The following is a 15,642-nucleotide window of genomic DNA, read 5'->3' on the forward strand; positions in this document are numbered from 1 at the left end:
CAGAAGCACATTATGTGCAAGTTGAAATGTATCGTTGCAGAATTTTTGTGATCAGAATCACTCTTCGTTTTCTTCTTCGAGCTCATCCCACATCGCAGCAATCGCATCACGCGTCAGCGGTGCCAGCGTTCTCCAGAATGGCGAGGTGGCATGCGCTTCAACTTTACCCAGGAATGTCCCGACCCACGGCAGCAGGTACGTTTCGAACAAGGTTCCGATGGCTTCGTTCTCATCATCACCGGCGTTGTCTTCGATCCAGGACGCCGCCAGCAGCAGCGTACCGATATGATCGGCTGGCGTATCACTCAGCGGCATACCGCGCGTGGAGAGGAACGCACGGACTTCCGCTTCCGTTGCCCCGTCCTGCCAGGCTGAACGGTATGGCGAAACGCGGCACTCATCGCCGACGAACAGCGCATTGTAATCCGTCGCAATCTGCTGCATGTCGCAGCTTTTTTGCAGACGCTCCAGTAAATCATCCTGTTCCAGCGGCCAGTTCTGCGCCAGCTTACCTTCACGAATTAACGTAAAGAGCGGCACCAGCAGCGGATCTTGCGGCTGGCGATAATAGAGCGTACCCAGCACGCGACAAAGGATGGAGAACTCATTCATTTTTTTATTCCATTACACAATTAAAGATCGGCAAATTCGGCAATCGGCTCCATTCCGCGCGACTCGAGGAAATCGAGCATGCGGCGTGGGGTCACGTTCAGGATTTGCGCTTCCGGGAAGTTAACATCATTCAGCACTTTCAGGCACTCGCTGAAATCACCCAGCGTAAACGCGGTATGAGAATCGGACCCCAGCGCCACCATCCCGCCCGCATCACGTACGGCGGCCGCCACGGCGCGACAGTTGGCTTCACTGCCTTTACGCGAGTGAACAAAGGAGGAGTTATTAATCTCTAGCGCCACGCGGTGCTTCGCTGCCGCCTGCGCGACAGCCTGAATATCAATCGGGTACTTCGGGTTACCGGGGTGGCTGATAATGTGCACATTGCCGCTGGCAATGGTGGCAATCATCGCCGCGGTATTGGTGTCTTTATCCTGAGGCGGGAAAACCGGCTCGTGGAAACCGGCGAGAATAAGATCAAGTGAGGTCAGCATCGGGCCGGTGCAGTCGATCTCACCGTCGATATTTTTGATGTTCGCCTCAATGCCGCGCAGTATCCCAATGCCGTCCACCAGACGTGGCCAGATCCGCATATTCACAAAATGCCAGTAGTGCGGCGCATCCGCCATGTCCGGGCCATGATCGGTGATCGCGAACAGCTTAATACCTTTAAGCTTCGCCTGGGCGATATAATCATGGAGGTTGCTGTACGCGTGGGTGCTGGCGACGGTGTGCATATGCAGGTCAACGGGATACATCTCTTTCTCCTCTGCGGTTTTTCCAAAGGATAGCAGTTATCAGCGGCGAATATTAGCAAAAACCCGGCGAACGCCGGGTTTCTCTCAGTAGCCGCGCTGTCTGTCGACCTGTCCGGTGACCGCGTGACCCTTTTCCATTTCGCTGATGGTATGGGAGATATACGCCACCGCTTCTGCCGGACGCGTCACGGCAGCCACGTGCGGGGTCATCGCCACGCGTGGGTGCGCCCACAGCGGGCTTTCCGCGGGCAGCGGCTCACGGCTATAGACATCCAGCATGGCGCCTTTTAGCTTTCCGCTGTCCAGCGCCTTCAGCAGATCGCCTTCCACGACATGGACCCCGCGCGCCAGGTTCATCAGGTAGCTCTGGTCGACGAGCTGATTGAGCAGGGCTTCATTGATGATCCCTACCGTTTCCGCTGTGTTTGGCAGCAGGTTAATAAGCACGCGTGTGCCTTTCAGGAACGCAGAAAGCTCATCCGTTCCGGCAAAGCTCTCTACGCCGGGATAATCCTTACGGCTGCGGCTCCAGCAGCGCAGCGGGAAGCCCCACGGGGCGAGCGCTTCTGCCACCTTCGAGCCGAGCACACCCGCGCCGAGGATGCCGATTGTAAAATCTTCATGTCGATAATCCGGCAGCGGCTCCCAGTGGGCCTGCTGTTTAAAGGCCAGATAATCGTCGAAGCGGCGGAACCAGTGCAGCACCTGGCTCACGGCATACTCCTGCATTTGCTGGCCCATTCCGGTATCTTCCAGGCGGAACAGAGGGATCTCTTCCGGCAGCATTTCAGGGTGTGCCTTCAGTTTGCTCAGAATGGAATCCACCCCAGCTCCCAGGGCAAAAACGGCTTTCAGCTTACGGCCCTGGAGCATTTCGACCGGGGGATGCCAGACCAGCGCATAGTCGGCATGTTCATTATCGCCACGCTTCCACTCGCGAACGCGTGCGCCGGGCAGCGCCGCCGAAAGTGCGTCAATCCAGTAAGCGGTATCAAATGTAGGGTGATAGAAGAGAATATCCATGGTCATTCCTGCCTTTTATTGCGCTGTTTTGTTTTCATTTTCAAATGGATTGCCAGCATAACAAATTTATCAGGAAACCGCGTTGCTGATAAAAGAGGCGCTTTGTGCACATTTAGGAGTCAGGTTGCTTGAAGTTTGTCTAAACGCGCTAAATTACTGAAAAAGTGAGTTGACGGCAGTTCGGCTTTTCCTTACATTAGCGCCCGTCCCGACAACAACGGGATGACAATATGGTGAGGTGTCCGAGTGGCTGAAGGAGCACGCCTGGAAAGTGTGTATACGGCAACGTATCGGGGGTTCGAATCCCCCCCTCACCGCCATATTTAAAGAAGAGCTCGCATGAAAATGCGGGCTTTTTTTTCGCATGTTGCACACCCCGGGGGGATGAGAATCCCCGACCGGGGTTCGACAACTGGCGACAGCCAGTTGGACAGACTGAGAGCGAAGCGAACAGGCTGCCCGCAGGGCGAGCGAAGCGAGTCAATCCCCCCCGGTGCTATATGCAGCTCGGTGCGGCCTGAGCCCCTCACCCTGCCCCTCTCCCCAGGGGAGAGGGAAGTGCTACTCTTCCACCATCCGCGCATACTCTTCGGTCAGAAAATCCACCAGCGTCCTGACCGACGGCAGCAGACCGCGCCGCGAAGGGTAAACCGCGTGAATCACTTCCCGTCGGGGTTCCCACGCGTCCAGCACCCTTATCAGTTCCCCTGACGCAAGCTGATCCTTCACCATCAATATCGGTAGCTGCACCACGCCGATACCTGCCATGGCAGCTTCACGAAGCGCCAGCATATCGGTGGTGATCAATCGAGGATGGTAATGGATCTCCGCTTTAGCACCTCCGGGACCGGACAGATCCCATTTATGAATATGTTTCCCCTCGTTCATGCTTAACCCAGGCCAGGCGCTGAGTTCAGACGGGACGACCGGTTTTCCCAGGCGTTGGATCAAGGCCGGACCCGCGACCAGACAATGTCCTCTGTCAGCCAGCACTCTTAAAACCAGATCGCTGTCATCAAATGGACGCGGGCGTACGCGGATCGCGACATCTACACCCTCTCCCACCAGGTCTACCCGCCGGTTGGTCGCCTCAAGCTGAAGATTGATGCCGGGGTAGCGCGCCATAAATCTGGCCAGCATCGGACCAACGTGGACATGCAATAAGGTTATCGGGCACGTGATCCTGACGATACCGCGCGGTTCAGCCTGCAGTGCCGCCACGGCTTCCTCCGCGGCCTCGGCCTCCACCATCATCGCCTTACAGTGCTGATAGAAAGTCTGCCCCACTTCCGTCACCGTAAACTGCCGCGTAGTGCGCTGTATCAACCGTACGCCAAGCCGCTCCTCCAACTGCGCGATCCTGCGGCTCAGTTTGGACTTAGGTTGGTCGAGCGCCCTTCCCGCCGCCGCAAAGCCACCGTAGTCGACCACCTTCACAAACCAGACGAAGTCATTGAGATCTTGCATAAATCCTCATCGTTCTATTTTCGGAACAGTGAATGCCATTTTCACTATCTACCGGGACATTAACTCTGAATATAAGCTAATTACATCAACAGAACATCAGGAGTTAATCATGAAAAACGTAACAGGCGTTTATACCGCTCCGCGTCAGCACTGGGTTGGCGATGGTTTTCCGGTTCGTTCGATGTTTTCTTACCAAACCCACGGCGAGCCGCTGAGTCCGTTCCTGCTGCTGGACTACGCAGGTCCGTACACCTTTCCGGCAGATGGGGCGAAACGCGGCGTAGGCCAACATCCTCACCGGGGTTTTGAAACGGTCACCATCGTCTATTCCGGTGAAGTAGAGCATCGCGACTCCACGGGCAAGGGCGGCGTTATTGGCCCCGGCGACGTGCAGTGGATGACGGCAGGTGCAGGCATCCTGCACGAGGAGTTCCACTCAAGTGCGTTCTCGCAGAAAGGTGGAGAGCTGAAAATGATGCAGCTGTGGGTCAACCTGCCGGCGAAAGACAAAATGGCGGCACCGGGCTACCAGAGCATCACCAAAAGCGACATCCCGGTTGTGACGCTGCCGGATAACAGCGGCACCCTGCGGGTGATTGCCGGTCGCTACGACGAGGTTACCGGCCCTGCGCACACCTTCTCACCGCTCAACGTCTGGGACATCGCGCTGAACCAGGGAAGCCATCTGACGCTCAATCAGCCCGAAGGCTGGAGCACCGCGCTGGTCGTGCTTGAAGGCAACATCACGGTGAACGGTACAACGCAGGCAGGTGAAGCCCAGCTGGTCGTACTGAGTCAGGAAGGCGACAAACTGCACCTGGAGGCGAACAGCGATGCAAAAGTGCTGCTGATGGCCGGCGAGCCGCTGAATGAACCCATCGTGGGCTATGGCCCGTTTGTGATGAACAGTAAAAGCGAAATCAACGAAGCCATTCGTGATTTCAACTCCGGCCGCTTCGGCCAGATCTGAACGTAATAAAGGAGAAGAACATGTCTACACCTGCGAATTTTAACGGCACCCGTCCGGTTATTGATGTGAACGATGCGGTGATGTTGCTTATCGATCACCAGAGCGGCCTGTTCCAGACCGTTGGAGATATGCCGATGCCTGAACTGCGCGCCCGTGCGGCTGCGCTGGCAAAAATCGCGACCCTGGCGAAGATCCCGGTGATCACCACCGCGTCCGTCCCACAGGGACCGAACGGACCGCTTATCCCGGAGATCCACGCCAACGCGCCGCATGCGCAATATGTTGCCCGTAAAGGTGAGATCAACGCCTGGGATAACCCGGAGTTCGTGGACGCTGTGAAAGCGACCGGACGCAAGACGTTGATTATCGCGGGCACTATCACCAGCGTCTGCATGGCCTTCCCGTCAATCAGCGCGGTGGCGGACGGGTATAAAGTGTTTGCGGTGATTGATGCCTCCGGCACCTATAGCAAGATGGCGCAGGAGATCACCCTGGCTCGCGTGGTGCAGGCCGGTGTGGTTCCGATGGATACGGCGGCGGTGGCCTCTGAGATCCAGCGAACCTGGAACCGTGAGGACGCGGCTGAGTGGGCTGAGGTTTACACCCACATCTTCCCGGCTTATCAGCTGTTGATCGAAAGCTACGGCAAAGCACAGGAAGTGGTTAAAAACAGCGAAGTGCTCGATTCACAGCGTTAATAACCCGCTCCACGGCGTAAAAACCGTGGAGCTGATTAATGCTTAACCGAACAGGCACTAAAGCTGAAAATCTGCTTGACCGTGTCAGCGCAACTCCCTATAGTAGCGCCCCGTTGCCCCCCAAGCGGTCAGGCAGCAAAACAATATGGTGAGGTGTCCGAGTGGCTGAAGGAGCACGCCTGGAAAGTGTGTATACGGCAACGTATCGGGGGTTCGAATCCCCCCCTCACCGCCATATTTGAAGAAGAGCTCGTACGAAAGTACGGGCTTTTTTTTGCATGTTGCACGCCTGCGGGGGGATGAGAATCCCCGACCGGGGTTCGACAACTGGCGACAGCCAGTTGGACAGACTGAGAGCGCAGCGAACAGGCTGCCCGCAGGGCGAGCGAAGCGAGTCAATCCCCCCCGGTGCTATATGCAACTCGATGCGGCCTGAGCCCCTCACCCTAACCCTCTCCCCAAGGGCTGAGGGTTCCCCAGAAAAATGAAAAGCACGATGAAGTGTGATCTACTGGTTGCGCTAACAAATCAGAAGAGACCTCATCGTGCCTTTACAGACAGTCTGCCAGAAATTTTTCTCCGCGTCTTTACCTGACATTCACAGCTTCCGGGTCAATGTCCTTGTTTCCATGGCCGTCGCCCTCACGCACGGGGCCAACCTGACCCTGACCAGCCTTGGACGTACCCTTCCCGGCAGGGCGCACGTCAAAAATAAAATTAAACGTGTCGACCGTGCCCTGGGTAATACCGCCCTTCACCGTGATATTCCCCGTATTCAGCACCTGCTCACACATACCATCACCTCCCTGATGCCCTTCTGCATGATTGCTGTCGACTGGACAGGCTGGCATGACAGGAACTGGCATCTTCTGCGGGCAAGCCTGGTCTGTAATGGGCGTTCACTTCCGCTTATGAGTGAGGTTGTTCCCGCAGAGCTGGCACAGAACAGTGATGTCCAGTGCCGCTTCCTTGACCGCCTGCATGATGCCATCCCGAAAGATAAAGCCGTCACCATCATTACGGATGCAGGCTTCCGGACAGACTGGTTCCGGCATGTGAGCCTGCTGGGCTGGCGCTTCACCGGCAGGGTCAGGGGCTGTATCAGCTTCCGGCTGGAGGATGAGAAAAAGTGGATGAAAATCAGTGAGCTTGAGGCTACCGGACAACCGGTCTGCGTGGGTTACGGTGTCCTGTCCCGTAAACCACGAACGCCCTGTTACGGCCGGTTTTATCTGCACAGGCGCCCGGAAGCAGGGCGTCACGGAAAGGGAGGAATGCCAAAAACACAGCGGGAACACCGCAGCAGCGCCCGTGAGCCCTGGCTGCTGTTCAGTAATGCAGAGGGACTGGAGCCACACCAGATAATGGCGCTGTACAGCCGCCGAATGCAGATAGAACAGAACTTCCGGGACGACAAAAGTCCCCGCTTCGGGTTCGGTCTGAGGCTGAGCCGGAGTCAGGGAAAAGGGCGGCTGGAAGTGCTGAATATGGTCGCGGCAATGGCAAGTCTGGTGATGTGGCTGGCAGGTTACAGGGCAGAAAGACAGTGTTTACACTGGCACTATCAGGCAAGCAGCATCAGGCACAGGCGGGTGCTGTCATACCTGAGTCTGGCAGAAGAAGTCATCCGGCATGAGCCTGGAAAAGTGAGACGGCTAAATATAGGTAACGAGATGAAAAAGCTGGGAAAAGAGTACAGTAATATGGTCATGGTGGCATGACCATATTACTGGGGATCCCTCAGCCCCAAGGGAGAGGGAATAGAATGCACAAAAAACAAAGCCCGGTTTCCCGGGCCTTGAACACAACAGCAAACTCAATAATACGCTTGCAGCGTGCGCTGACACAGAGCCGAGCGCACGCAGTCATCTTTGGTAAAGCGTACCACCCCAATCATCTCATCTTCCTCAAAACGTGACATGGCGTCGCTCAGCCCGGATTTCACGCCGGATGGCAGGTCACACTGGGTAATATCGCCGTTAACGATAACCGTCACGTTCTCCCCGAGGCGCGTTAAAAACATCTTCATTTGCGCAGCGGTCACGTTCTGAGCCTCGTCAAGAATGACGACCGCATTTTCAAATGTACGTCCGCGCATATAGGCGAACGGCGCGATTTCCACCTTGCCAATCTCTGGCCGCAGGCAGTACTGCATGAAGGATGCACCCAGTCGCTTCACCAGCACGTCATAGACGGGCCTGAAGTACGGGGCAAACTTCTCCGAAATATCTCCTGGCAAGAAGCCGAGATCTTCATCAGCCTGCAGTACCGGACGGGTAACAATAATTCTCTCCACGTCCTTATGGATCAATGCTTCCGCCGCTTTGGCTGCACTAATCCAGGTTTTCCCGCATCCGGCTTCACCGGTTGCAAAGATGAGCTGTTTACTCTCGATAGCATTCAGGTAGTGCGCCTGAGCCTCATTGCGCGCCACAATTGGAGAATTATCACGGCTGTCTCGGGCCATGCCAATTGCTTCTACGCCACTCATCTGCACAAGCGAGGTGACCGATTCTTCTTCACGCTGTTTATGGCTACGTGAATCCCGTCTCAGCACACGTTTTGCTTCGCGACGAGCTTTGATCACTGCTTTTTGTCTTCCCATGGATAGCACCTTGAGTTGTTGGTATTCATCACACGCGCCAGCTTCGGCACGATTATGCGCACGAACATCAGAGGGTTGGCTTCCTTGTAAGCCATTGCTTGCTTTATCGGATGACGATACGGAACAGCTACGCGCACCGTTCTGCACGTCGGTCGAATCAGATTCTTGAGGAAGGGGGGAGAATTTAGTGGTGAGGAAATCGCTGCCGGAGTCTGAGCCTCCGCGCCGGGTGCTGCGGTTGTTATGTTTACCTTGTCCAGTACAGGACGCAACCATTCGCGATCTCCATAGTGATTCAGCATCACTGCCGGGAACTACCGCTGTCTTATCTTAAGTACATCAGGAGTTATCATAAATGCAACATTTATTTTACCTGAATGCAACTTTTAAGACTGCTCCTGCAGCGGAATCAGTCTCATATATGAATATTACAGAAATATAACAATAAGATAGTCATATGAAAAAATAATGTCCCCGCGAACGGTTGCGGGGACAATTATCAGGCTTCAATAAGACCTTGAGCGAGGTACGCGTTGCTGTCGCGCACGCCCGGCAGGGCAAAGAAATAGCCGCCGCCGATAGGCTTAATGTACTCTTCCAGCGCTTCGCCGTTGAGCCGCTTCTGCACGGTCAGGAAACCTTTCTCCAGATCGTGCTGATAACAGACGAACAGCAGCCCCATATCAAGCTGGCCGGAGTTGGTCACGCCCAGCGAATAGCTGTAGCCCCGACGCATCATCAGGCTGGACTGCGTCTCTTTGGTGCGCGGGTTAGCAAGACGGATATGGCTGTCCAGCGCGATGGTATCGCCATTGGGATCGCGGGCGTAGTCAGGCACGTCGTGCTCGTTCTTCATGCCGAGCGGTGCCCCGCTTTGCTTATCCCGACCAAAGATCTTCTGCTGCTCTTTCAGCGGCGTGCGGTCCCAGAACTCCACGTGGAACTGAATAATGCGCACCGCCTGGTAGCTGCCGCCCACCGCCCACGCCGGTTCGCCCTGATCTGCCGTCACCCATACCACGTCTTTCATTAACGCCGCATCGCTGCTGTCCGGGTTGGCCGTACCGTCCTTAAAGCCCAGCAGGTTCACCGGGGTCTCTTTGCCTTTGCTGCGGGCGGCGTGGTCAGAGATAAACCCTTCCCGCTTCCAGCGCACGCTCAGCAGATCCGGCGTGTGCTTGATAATATCGCGCAGGGCGTGGATCACCGTGTCCTGGGTATTGGCACAAATTTGCAGGAGCAGGTCGCCGTGGCACAGCGCCGCGTCGAGGGAGTCATTCGGGAAGCGCGTCATTTTCTGCAGCGCTTTCGGCTTCTGTTTTGCCAACCCATAGCGCGCGTCAAACAGCGACTCACCGAGCGAAACGGTAATGGTCAGGTTATCCGGGGCGATAAACGGCCCCAGAATGCCGGAGTCCATTGGCGGCAGGCGCGGGTTCGGCGTATCGGGCGCCGGTCCGCCCGCGGTGAGAAACGCGATGCGCGTCGTCAGCAGGCGGAACAGACGCGCCAAATCGGCTTTATCGCTTGCCAGTGAATCGAAGGCCACCAGCATCATGGACGCCTGCTGCGGCGTCAGGATGCCCGACTGATGCTCACCATAAAACGGCTGCGTCTCCGTGCGGGCATTGGGTGACAGCGTGCCGGGCGCGCTCTGCGGTTTCGCCGCATGCGCTACCGGACAACCCCCGGCCAGCGCAAGGGCGCCGCCCAGCGCCCCTACCCCTTTTAACAATCGACGACGCGAAGGCTCAACCACGTCGTTCTCGTTATGCTTATTCATCGTGCTTAGTCCAGACCCAGTACGCCACGCAGCAGAGAGAGATCTTCCGCCAGGGCGGTAATCGGGCCTTTCAGCGCGTTACGGTCGGCATCGGTCAGCTTGTCGTAGGTTTCAAACCCGTCTTTAGTCCGGTACTTCGCCAGAATGGTGTCAACTTTTTTGAAGTTGGCATCCACCTTGGCCAGCAGTTCGCCGTTCTCTTTCTGCAGCTGAGGACGCAGCAGGTTAACAATTTTCTGCGCGCCGTCGACGTTGGCCTGGAAGTCCCACAGATCGGTATGGCTGTAGCGATCCTCTTCACCGCTGATTTTACTCGCGGCCACTTCTTCAATCAGACCGGCCGCGCCGCCCACCACTTTTGACGGCGGGAAGGCCAGCTCGCTGATGCGCTTTTGCAGCTCCAGCACGTCGCCGTTCAGCTGCTCGGCGTATTTCTCCATCCCTTTGGTGGAGTTGTCGCCAAACAGGGCTTTCTCCAGACGGTGGAAACCGGTGAATTTCGGATCGGCGGCCTTCTGCTCGAAATCATCTTCGCGAGCATCAATGCTGCCATCAAGGTCAGAGAACAGCTCGGCAATCGGCTCGATACGCTCGTAGTGCTGACGGGTTGGCGCATAAAGGGATTTCGCTTTTTCGATGTCACCCGCTTTCACCGCATCGGTAAAGGCTTTGGTTGCCGTCACCAGGTCCGCCGTCTCTTTCGTGACGTAGGCTTTATACGCGGTAATCGCGTCACCCAGGCTCAGCACCGCAGCGCCTTTCGCCGCATCGGCCGTCGCTTCACCTTTGACGATAAGCTTCCCTTTAGGGTTGGTCAGCAGACCGCAGGTCATCTCATACTCGCCCGGCTGCAGGTTGGCGGTCATCTTCTGGCTGAAGCCAGGGGCGATATTTTCACGCTCCTCGACCACCAGAACCCCTTTCAGGATCTCCCATTCCAGCGCCTTCTGGCTGTGGTTCTGAATAATGAACTGGGTTTTGCCGCTGTTCACCGTGAGGGTCATCGGCTCACACTGCTTATCATTAACGGTGACTTTAACCTGAGGAACATCCGCGCCCCAGGCGGAGAATGCGGAAGCGAACAGCGCGGCAATGCCTGCGCATAACGCACTACGACGGAACTGAATTGCCATGACTCTTCCCTTTAAAAGTATGTTGTAACTAAAACAAAAATTATGGCGTAACGCGCGACGCCTGCGAGCCGGTACGCGGCGGCATTGCGAAAAGCACCAGCGCCGGAACCAGATAAATAAAGTACATCGCCACTTCGCTGACGCTCGGTGTTTCCTGATAGCCGAAGATACCTTCGAGCAGGGTGCCGGTCAGAGAATGGGTGGAGAGCACGTTGCTGAGGTCGAACGCCACGTCCTGGAAGTGGTTCCACAGACCCGCCTCGTGGAAGGCGCGTATCGCCCCTGCCGCCAGCCCTGCCGCCACCAGCAGAATAAACAGGCTGGTCCACTTGAAGAACGCGCCCAGGTTCAGGCGAATACCGCCCCAGTAGAGCAGAAAGCCCAGCACAACGGCGGTTGCCAGCCCGAGCATCGCGCCAACCGGCGGCCAGATACCGACATCCTGCTGAAACGCCGCCAGCAGGAAGAAAACAGACTCCAGGCCTTCACGCGCGACGGCGAAAAAGACCATCATAATGAGCGCCCAGCCATGGTTATTGCCCTTTTGCAGGGCATTGTCCACCGCCTGCTCCAGCTGCACCTTCACGTTGCGTGAGACTTTACGCATCCAGAACACCATCCAGGTAAGGATCACCACCGCAATCACGGCGACGATCCCTTCGAACAGCTCCTGCTCTTTCTGCGGGAACTCCCCGGTGGTTTCGTTGATGAGGATACCGAGGCCCAGGCAGAGCGCCGCGGCGAGGAATACCCCGACCCACATGACGCCAATCCAGCGTCCGCGCTGGGTTCGCTTCAGATAACTGGCGATGAGGCTCACGATGAGGGCAGCTTCGAGCCCTTCACGTAACATAATGAGAAATGGAACAAACATGCCGACACCTTAAATGTTTATCGCGGTCAACTGATGCAAAGAAAGGTAAATTCTTGTGATAGTGATTATCATTACGGCGAAAAGAAACACAAGCGAAATGTGCGGTGTTTTGATGACGAGTTGTAAACGCAAAGCCTGTTAATAGTTGCCAACGTTACCGTTAAGTTTATAAGTTATAATAAAATTGCCCATTTACGGTTAACCAGCGCTGTGGCTAAATATCCTCCTCAAAAACCAACTGAAAATAAACCATGTTTAAGATTGTCCATTTCCTGCTGGCGCTGGTGATTATTCTTGCGCTCGCCTGGCTGGTGAGTTTCGACCGCCGAAAAATTCGCATTCGTTATGTTTTACAGCTTATTGTCATTGAGATTGCCCTGGCGTTCTTTTTCCTGCACGCCGAAAGCGGGTTATTCCTGATTAAATACGTCTCGGGATTTTTTGAGTCACTGCTTAAATTTGCCGGTGAAGGCACCAATTTCGTCTTTGGCGGAATGGGGGAAAAAGGGCTGGCGTTCATTTTCCTCGGCGTGCTTTGCCCAATTATTTTTATTTCCGCGCTGATTGGTATTCTTCAGCACTGGCGGATCCTGCCGATTTTTATTCGGGTCATCGGCACGCTGCTGTCAAAACTGAACGGTATGGGCAAGCTGGAATCCTTTAACGCGGTGAGTTCGCTGATCCTCGGTCAGTCGGAAAACTTCATTGCCTACAAGGGCGTGCTGGGCGATCTCTCCTCTCGTCGTCTCTTCACCATGGCGGCCACGGCCATGTCGACGGTCTCCCTGTCGATTGTCGGCGCCTATATGACCATGCTCGACGCCAAATTTGTCGTCGCGGCGCTGATTCTGAACATGTTTAGCACCTTTATTATTCTCTCGGTCATCAACCCGGCGCGCCCGGAAGCGGAGCCGGATATCAGGCTGGAAAAACTGCACGAATCGCAGAGCTTCTTCGAAATGCTCGGCGAGTATATTCTGGCCGGTTTTAAAGTGGCGATGATTATTCTGGCCATGCTGATTGGCTTTATCGCCCTTATTAGCGCCGTTAACGCCCTCTTCTCCAGCGTATTTGGCATGAGCTTCCAGCAGATTTTGGGCTATGTGTTTTATCCGCTGGCATGGCTTATCGGTATTCCGCTGAGTGACGCCCTGAACGCGGGCAGTATTATGGCGACCAAGCTGGTGGCGAATGAATTTGTGGCGATGATTGAGCTGCAAAAAATCGCGCATCAGATGTCCCCGCGCGGGCTGGGCATTTTGTCCGTCTTCCTGGTGTCCTTCGCGAACTTCGCGTCCATCGGCATTGTGGCCGGGGCGATTAAGGGCCTGAACGAGCAGCAGGGGAACGTGGTATCGCGGTTTGGTCTGCGTCTGGTGTACGGCGCGACGCTGGTGAGCCTGCTGTCGGCGAGCTTTGCGGGGTTGGTGCTGTAAGTGTTTTTGCCGGGTGGCGCTTCGCTTACCCGGCCTACAAAACTACGATACAATAACGGCGGGTTATCCCGCCGTTTTTATTAAAACTGCACGCACACCGGCTGGTCGACGCGCATCACCGACTCCTGCGCGAAGCGTGATTTATAAATCCCGCGCAACGCTTCGATGTTTTTCTCGCTCTGCGCATCTTTACCGTGGATCAGCATCAGCGCTTTGCTCGGCTCACGCGCCACTTTTCCGTCGTTCCCCAGCCACTGCCCGCGCGCATCAAATACCGTTAAGCCATCGCGAAAGCGCGGCGTCACGTCCTGGTCAACAAACTGCTGCCACTCGTTGCCGGAGATCTGCGCCCCGGCAGGCCGATTTAAGCCGAAATAGAGCGTGGTTTGCTGCATCTGGTTATCCGCTTTGCAGGTCTCTACCGCTGCGTGTTGCGATGGCGCGTTGCAGCCAGCCAGCATCAATAATGCCGCCGCCATTAACCCTGTTTTGATTGTCATGCTTCGCTATCCTCATTGTTATAAGTGCAGAGATATCAACGTAATTCTGGAAAATTTGCAAGAAAAAGCCGGGTGGCGCTAACGCTTACCCGGCCTACGGTGTTACGTGGGAAAATTATTCCGGCTGCAGCTTAGACGGCGGCGCGGAGTGGTAGTGCGCGTCGGCTTCAGCAAAGCGTTTCTGCATAGAGGCAGACGGTGCTTTACCCAGCAGGCTGAACACCACGATGCCGATGCTGCCGAAGATGAAGCCAGGGATGATTTCGTACAGGCCCAGCCACGCGAACTGTTTCCAGACGATAACGGTCAGCGCACCGATAATCATTCCCGCCAGCGCGCCGTTACGGGTCATACGTGACCACATGACGGAGAACAGCACGACCGGACCAAACGCCGCACCAAAGCCCGCCCACGCGTAGCTCACAAGGCCCAGCACGCGGTTTTCCGGGTTGGCCGCCAGCGCGATGGCAATCAGCGCCACCACCAGCACCATAAAGCGCCCTACCCACACCAGCTCTTTCTGGCTCGCGTTTTTACGCAGGAAGGCTTTGTAGAGGTCTTCGGTGATCGCACTGGAGCAGACCAGCAGCTGGCAGCTCAGGGTGGACATCACCGCCGCCAGGATCGCGGAGAGCAGAATACCGGCAATCCACGGGTTGAACAGAATTTGCGCCAGCTCGATGAACACGCGCTCGGCGTTCTGGTTCACCGCGCCCGCCTGCGCCGGGTTGTTGTTGAAGTACGCGATACCGAAGAAGCCGACCGCGCACGCACCCGCCAGACACAGAATCATCCACGTCATACTGATGCGACGGGCATGAACGATGGTGTGGTGAGAATCCGCCGCCATAAAGCGCGCCAGAATGTGTGGCTGACCGAAGTAGCCCAGGCCCCAGCCCATCAGCGACACGATGGCCACGAAGTTCAGCCCTTTCAGCATGTCGACGTTTTCAATGCTCTTCTGCTTGATCACTTCCAGCGAATCGGCAAAGCCGCCAACGGTGAAAATCACAATCACCGGGGTCAGGATCAGGGCGAAGATCATCAGGCTCGCCTGCACGGTGTCGGTCCAGCTCACCGCCAGGAAACCGCCCACGAAGGTATAGAGGATGGTCGCCGCTGCACCGGCCCACAGGGCGGTTTCGTAGCTCATGCCGAAGGTGCTTTCGAACAGGCGCGCGCCGGCCACAATGCCGGATGCACAGTAGATGGTGAAGAACAGCAGAATAACCACCGCGGAGATAATGCGCAGGATGCGGCTGTTATCTTCAAAACGTCCGGTGAAGTAATCCGGCAGCGTCAGGGCGTTGTTGTTGGCCTCGGTATGCACGCGCAGACGGCCTGCCACCAGCTTCCAGTTGATCCACGCGCCGACGGTCAGGCCGATGGCGATCCAGCTTTCCGAAATACCGGAGATGAAAATCGCGCCCGGCAGCCCCATCAGCAGCCAGCCGCTCATGTCAGATGCGCCCGCAGAGAGTGCGGTCACCATTGGGCCTAAACTGCGTCCGCCCAGAATGTAGTCGTCAAAGTTCTTTGTAGAACGCCACGCCAAAAACCCTATCAGGATCATGCCAAAAATATAAACGAGAAATGTCACCAGCATCGGTGTGCTAATAGCCATTCAAATTCTCCAAAATGTCGAGCGACAACCATCCGGGCTGCCTTGTTATATGATCACCGGAACGAGGTGAATGTATCTTGTGTTTCGGTTGGGCGCGCTATCCTGCCGTATGCGCCTTCCGCTGACAAACGATTTAACACTGCATTTACATCAATTTCA

General features: G+C 56.0%; 14 protein-coding genes and 2 tRNA genes. 6 read left to right on the top strand and 10 right to left on the bottom strand.

What is annotated here, in order from left to right:
• Positions 1 to 57: 57 nt before the first annotated feature.
• The 3 genes from NQ230_RS14950 to ghrA form a co-directional block, all read right to left on the bottom strand.
• The gene (locus tag NQ230_RS14950; RefSeq protein WP_213328277.1) at positions 58 to 612 is read right to left on the bottom strand and encodes a TorD/DmsD family molecular chaperone; all 555 of its coding nucleotides are present in this window, start codon (positions 610 to 612) and stop codon (positions 58 to 60) included.
• A gap of 20 nt (positions 613 to 632) precedes the next feature.
• Positions 633 to 1,370, bottom strand: a complete 738-nt coding sequence (locus NQ230_RS14955) for a phosphatase (RefSeq protein WP_121425859.1) — start codon at positions 1,368 to 1,370, stop codon at positions 633 to 635.
• Between the two features lie 84 nt (positions 1,371 to 1,454).
• Positions 1,455 to 2,393 carry a glyoxylate/hydroxypyruvate reductase GhrA gene (ghrA, locus tag NQ230_RS14960; protein ID WP_257258081.1) on the bottom strand — a complete coding sequence of 313 codons (939 nt, stop codon included), beginning with the start codon at positions 2,391 to 2,393 and terminating at the stop codon, positions 1,455 to 1,457.
• 232 nt (positions 2,394 to 2,625) lie between these two features.
• On the opposite strand from ghrA, the gene NQ230_RS14965 reads away from it, so the two are divergent.
• Positions 2,626 to 2,713: transfer RNA gene (locus NQ230_RS14965), tRNA-Ser, on the top strand.
• A 241-nt stretch (positions 2,714 to 2,954) separates the two neighbouring features.
• On the opposite strand, the gene NQ230_RS14970 is transcribed toward NQ230_RS14965, so the two are convergent.
• Positions 2,955 to 3,860 (bottom strand): LysR family transcriptional regulator, encoded by a 906-nt coding sequence (locus tag NQ230_RS14970; RefSeq protein ID WP_213821583.1) that lies wholly within the window; start codon positions 3,858 to 3,860, stop codon positions 2,955 to 2,957.
• Between the two features lie 109 nt (positions 3,861 to 3,969).
• On the opposite strand from NQ230_RS14970, the gene NQ230_RS14975 reads away from it, so the two are divergent.
• The 4 genes from NQ230_RS14975 (at position 3,970) to NQ230_RS14990 (ending at position 7,249) form a co-directional block, all read left to right on the top strand.
• The gene (locus NQ230_RS14975) at positions 3,970 to 4,830 is read left to right on the top strand and encodes a pirin family protein (protein ID WP_032658063.1); all 861 of its coding nucleotides are present in this window, start codon (positions 3,970 to 3,972) and stop codon (positions 4,828 to 4,830) included.
• Positions 4,831 to 4,850: 20 nt separating this feature from the next.
• Positions 4,851 to 5,528: an isochorismatase family protein gene (locus tag NQ230_RS14980; RefSeq protein WP_257258082.1), complete on the top strand. Its 678-nt coding sequence runs from the start codon at positions 4,851 to 4,853 to the stop codon at positions 5,526 to 5,528.
• A 147-nt stretch (positions 5,529 to 5,675) separates the two neighbouring features.
• Positions 5,676 to 5,763: transfer RNA gene (locus tag NQ230_RS14985), tRNA-Ser, on the top strand.
• Between the two features lie 310 nt (positions 5,764 to 6,073).
• Complete coding sequence (locus NQ230_RS14990; RefSeq protein ID WP_257258083.1) at positions 6,074 to 7,249, top strand: IS4 family transposase; 1,176 nt, start codon at positions 6,074 to 6,076, stop codon at positions 7,247 to 7,249.
• Positions 7,250 to 7,344: 95 nt separating this feature from the next.
• On the opposite strand, the gene phoH is transcribed toward NQ230_RS14990, so the two are convergent.
• From phoH to efeU, 4 genes are all read right to left on the bottom strand, one after another.
• Positions 7,345 to 8,133 carry a phosphate starvation-inducible protein PhoH gene (gene phoH, locus NQ230_RS14995; RefSeq protein ID WP_008503509.1) on the bottom strand — a complete coding sequence of 263 codons (789 nt, stop codon included), beginning with the start codon at positions 8,131 to 8,133 and terminating at the stop codon, positions 7,345 to 7,347.
• A 499-nt stretch (positions 8,134 to 8,632) separates the two neighbouring features.
• On the bottom strand, positions 8,633 to 9,916 hold the full coding sequence (gene efeB / locus NQ230_RS15000; RefSeq protein ID WP_257258084.1) for an iron uptake transporter deferrochelatase/peroxidase subunit: 1,284 nt from the start codon (positions 9,914 to 9,916) through the stop codon (positions 8,633 to 8,635).
• A gap of 5 nt (positions 9,917 to 9,921) precedes the next feature.
• Complete coding sequence (efeO, locus tag NQ230_RS15005) at positions 9,922 to 11,049, bottom strand: iron uptake system protein EfeO (RefSeq protein ID WP_159513855.1); 1,128 nt, start codon at positions 11,047 to 11,049, stop codon at positions 9,922 to 9,924.
• A 40-nt stretch (positions 11,050 to 11,089) separates the two neighbouring features.
• Positions 11,090 to 11,923 (bottom strand): iron uptake transporter permease EfeU, encoded by an 834-nt coding sequence (gene efeU / locus NQ230_RS15010; protein WP_032658068.1) that lies wholly within the window; start codon positions 11,921 to 11,923, stop codon positions 11,090 to 11,092.
• Between the two features lie 251 nt (positions 11,924 to 12,174).
• Between efeU and NQ230_RS15015 the strand changes: the two genes are divergently transcribed.
• Positions 12,175 to 13,359, top strand: a complete 1,185-nt coding sequence (locus NQ230_RS15015; RefSeq protein ID WP_121425851.1) for a NupC/NupG family nucleoside CNT transporter — start codon at positions 12,175 to 12,177, stop codon at positions 13,357 to 13,359.
• A gap of 80 nt (positions 13,360 to 13,439) precedes the next feature.
• Here NQ230_RS15015 and NQ230_RS15020 read toward each other — a convergent pair whose 3' ends face one another.
• Positions 13,440 to 13,859 carry a DUF3574 domain-containing protein gene (locus NQ230_RS15020; protein ID WP_121425850.1) on the bottom strand — a complete coding sequence of 140 codons (420 nt, stop codon included), beginning with the start codon at positions 13,857 to 13,859 and terminating at the stop codon, positions 13,440 to 13,442.
• Positions 13,860 to 13,974: 115 nt separating this feature from the next.
• On the bottom strand, positions 13,975 to 15,483 hold the full coding sequence (gene putP / locus NQ230_RS15025) for a sodium/proline symporter PutP (protein ID WP_121425849.1): 1,509 nt from the start codon (positions 15,481 to 15,483) through the stop codon (positions 13,975 to 13,977).
• Positions 15,484 to 15,642 lie beyond the last annotated feature (159 nt).

Origin of the sequence: Enterobacter asburiae (genome assembly GCF_024599655.1) — a bacterium.
In the GTDB taxonomy this organism is placed as follows: Bacteria; Pseudomonadota; Gammaproteobacteria; order Enterobacterales; family Enterobacteriaceae; genus Enterobacter; species Enterobacter asburiae_D.